The organism is Vibrio sp. 10N.286.49.B3 (genome assembly GCF_002873395.1).
GTDB lineage: Bacteria > Pseudomonadota > Gammaproteobacteria > Enterobacterales > Vibrionaceae > Vibrio.
In genome coordinates this window covers 1-3,714 of the sequence record NZ_MCUV01000005.1, presented here as the reverse complement: position 1 = coordinate 3,714, position 3,714 = coordinate 1, and the positions used below count along the sequence as shown (strand labels likewise).

3 protein-coding genes are annotated in these 3,714 nt (G+C 38.7%); 1 reads left to right on the top strand and 2 read right to left on the bottom strand.

Annotated features, from left to right (window positions below):
- Positions 1–475 precede the first annotated feature (475 nt).
- Entirely contained in the window at positions 476–1,888 is a 1,413-nt protein-coding gene (locus tag BCU68_RS04205; protein ID WP_102563555.1) for a YfcC family protein, read from the top strand.
- Between the two features lie 91 nt (positions 1,889–1,979).
- On the opposite strand, the gene BCU68_RS04200 is transcribed toward BCU68_RS04205, so the two are convergent.
- Together BCU68_RS04200 and BCU68_RS04195 are read right to left on the bottom strand one after the other, a co-directional pair.
- Positions 1,980–2,519: an acyloxyacyl hydrolase gene (locus BCU68_RS04200; RefSeq protein WP_102563554.1), complete on the bottom strand. Its 540-nt coding sequence runs from the start codon at positions 2,517–2,519 to the stop codon at positions 1,980–1,982.
- Positions 2,520–2,541: 22 nt separating this feature from the next.
- Positions 2,542–3,612: a class I SAM-dependent methyltransferase gene (locus BCU68_RS04195; RefSeq protein WP_102563553.1), complete on the bottom strand. Its 1,071-nt coding sequence runs from the start codon at positions 3,610–3,612 to the stop codon at positions 2,542–2,544.
- Between the last annotated feature and the right edge of the window lie 102 nt (positions 3,613–3,714).

Below are 3,714 nucleotides of genomic sequence, written 5' to 3'. Positions count from 1 at the left end.
TTCTCCTCTCCAGGTACAACTCCCAACCCTTTGAAAATTAAACGCTTAGCTGCGTGTTTTTGTGTATCTGTCGTTTAGGAATTAAACGACAGAATTTCCCTGATTTTCGTTTGAGACCAAATTGAGACTGTCGTTCAGACAAGTATGAGTATTACCCCAGAGGTAAACTCCGCTTTATCCTCGAAGCAGAGTTTCTGATTTGATCAAATGTGACCTATGTCACGAATTTCTTTTTAAACTGAGTGTGTGGTAGACTGCGCGCACAATAAGTCGATTAGATAGCTAAAAGGTATTTTTTCGGACTGATTTAATTATATTTCATATCGTTATATCGTTAAGTAACCCAAAGAGCAAAAAACATTATGGTGTGCTGAATTCAGCGTGCTAGGAATGGTTTTTGCTTTTTTTAGTTTTTAGCCTTTTTAAATTTCTTTCTAATTGAAAGTGTATAAGAGGTGGTTAATGAGGAGTTTATATGACCACAGCGGATACTCGCCCTGTGCAGCAAGCCATACCAGAGAAAGAGGTGAATCATCCTTTTTTATCGTTAGTTATCATGGTAATAATTGCAGCGATTGCAACCTATTTTATTCCAGCAGGTGAATTTGAGCGCGTCATGATTGATGGTCGCGCCGTGATTGACCCTGATAGTTACACTCTAATTGAAAGTAATCCTACAACATTATCTTCATTTTTTGAGTCCTTTTTTAAAGGGTTCACTTCCGCTTCGGGTGTCATGGGCGTTGTTGCTTTTGTTGGTGGTGCGTTTGGTGTTATCAAGCGTATGGGTATTTTAGATACTTCAGTTGTAGCACTGACCACGAAGCTTAATAAGCAAGGTCTTTACGTTATTGCACCTGTGATCATGATTGCGATCTTTTTCAATGTGACCTTTACTGGTATGCGTGAGTTGGATGTTATCTTTATCGCGCTAATGATCCCTATCTGTATCAAGCTTGGTTATGATGCAATGACGGCGCTTGGTGTTGTTTTACTATCAAGTTGTGCTGGTTTTGCTGCGGCATTAGCAAATCCATTCTTTACAGGTATTGCACATTCTATTGCTGAGCTTCCTATGTACTCAGGTATGTGGTATCGCTTCCTTGTAGGTATGTTCATGCTATTGACGGGTATTGCTTATGTGCTTACTTATGCTCGTAAAGTGAAAGCGGATCCAACGAGAAGTCTGTTGTATGGTACGGGCTATAGTTATGACGCTAAGATTGAAGCAAAAGTTTTAACAACTCGTGAAAAAGCAGCGGGTATAACCTTTTTAGCAATTTTTGGTTATATGATTTTCGGTACGCTAAAAATGAGTTTTGGCTTTACTGAGATCGCTGGGTGCTTTGTGGCGATGGCGATTATTCCTGGTTTAGTAGGGGGGCTTTCACCTAACCGTATTTGTGATTACTGGACGAAAGGTGTCAGTGATGTGATGGTTGCCGTGCTTATTATTTTCTTTGCACGATCGGTACTAACCATCATGGAAGATGCGATGATCGTCGATTCGGTGATTTACTACCTAGCACAAATTATTTCAGGTTCTTCACAATTGGCAGCGGCAGCAGGGATCTATTTCTCTCAAGCGTTAATTAACTTATTTATTCCATCAGGTAGTGGTCAGGCGGTGATTACCATGCCAATTATTATTCCGCTGGCTGATATTGGTGATGTGACTCGCCAGGTTGCTGTTCTAGCTTCGCAGTTAGGTGATGGTATCTCAAACTATATTTACCCAACCAATGGTGGCTTGTTAGCAGTTCTTGCTATTGCACAAGTGCCTTACGGTAAGTGGGTGAAGTTCTTCCTACCATTATTTATATTCTGGTCTGCAACTGCACTGATTGCTGTTGTTATTGCTCAAGCGATTGAGTTAGGTCCATTTTAAATAGAGGTTAATCAGATGCCTAGCCTTTCTCGTTAGGCATCGTTTTTACTTTTCTCATTTTTATTAGACTTTTTTGTTTTATTGCCTAATGTTAAAACTTAAAGCCTAGACTCACCATCAATGGGAAATCAATACCGTTATTTGGCTTTTTGAAGTTAGCATTACTGAAGTGACGATACTGTAAGCGCAATTGATATTTATGTTGCGGATCGAGGTAGATACCACCTCCGATTTGGGCTTGGAAAGCGAAATGCATCGCTTGTTCGCGTGAACCAAATGTTTTAGTGCTGATATAGCTAGGTCCTAATGCACGTACATGAAAAAATACATCACTGGTGCCCAAAGTCGTGGATAGTTTTAACTCAGGGAAGATAGAAATCGCAGTAAAGGTATCATCGCCGTTATGACTATTTGTTGTTGCATGGGTAATACTACTGCCAATACTCATAGTTTGTGTTTGGCTGCGAGCATAATCGAATAATATCATGTCAACAAATAGGGATTTATTGCGATCATCACTACCGAATTGAGGTCCACCCCCTAAACCAAATGAAAGTTCATTAGCATAGATTTCAGTACTCATCACAGAGCAAGCAAGGAGCGCAAGATATTGAGTTTTGGATATGAACACCTAATACGCTCCAAGTTTTAAGTTAAGCTTTACGACAATGAATCAATGAGTGACCTAAACCAATGTTATCTTTGACAGAAACTATTTCAAGCCCTGACTTTTCAATCAATGGTAAGAAATCATAGCTCATATAAAAGCGACTGTTTCCATTTGCTATTGCGGTAAAATATAAACTAGTACCGTTTAGTGTATAACTTGCTGATTCATACTCTTGGCGATCGGGAAATAACTCTAAAATATAGACATCAGAATCATCATTCATTGCATCAACAACACGAGTCAAAATACTAACGATTTCAGCTTGGCTAAAGCAGTCTAAAAATTGGCTCATCCAATAAATATTACGCCCTTTTGGCAACTGAGCATCGATATTAAGTAAGTTACAAGGTGACGTTGTGACACGTGAAGTGAAGCCTTTTTCAGCTACATTTTGTTCAGCGATGGCTAGTTGCTGAGGTAAATCAACCATAGTAACAGTGATATCTGGGTTGAACTCACAGCACTTTAAAGTCCATTTACCTGTGTTAGCTCCAATATCACAAATCGATTTACCTTGTCCACTGAATACCGTATCAAGAATAGTAGGGAAGCTACGATCAGAGTAATAGTGGTCAAAGTTAAACCAGCTATCTTTTTCTTTATCTGTTAATTTAGAAAGCCCTTCATAAACTGTTGGCCAATCACCGAGTGCCTCTAAACCAGCTGGTCGATTTTCTAGAATAGACTCTGTAAGGCGGGCCATTCCCTGATAACAAATATCAGATACAAAATCCATATTTACTTTGGTCATTTCGTCATGATTAACAAAGTGACCTAGCTTAGTTATTTTGTAGCGTTTTTCATCCCAAGTAACTAAACCTGCTGAAAGCCCCATATCCAATAAAACTTGAATACCATAGCTATCAATGCTGCTAAGTTGTTGGGTCAACTCTTCAACTGACGCCCCTTGAGACTTAAATTTAGAAAGACAATTTAGGATGCCAAGATCGCGGAGTGATTTCGATGCGTGAAAGGCAATAGGCGCAAAAGCGAGTCTTTGAGCTTCTTCTTTTGCCTGTATAGCTGTCAGGCTATCGTTATTATAAAAATCCATTTAATATATTTCTGTTAAAAAAATTATCCTAAAGATTATTTTAAATTACATTGAAGTGCAAGCTTCAAATCAATATCATAATATGATCTATATCTTCTTTAT

Excerpts from the sequence above, each read along its gene's own strand:
- BCU68_RS04205 (WP_102563555.1), top strand. The coding sequence starts at position 476 with ATGACCACAGCGGATACTCGCCCTGTGCAGCAAGCCATACCAGAGAAA.
- BCU68_RS04195 (WP_102563553.1), bottom strand. The coding sequence starts at position 3,612 with ATGGATTTTTATAATAACGATAGCCTGACAGCTATACAGGCAAAAGAA.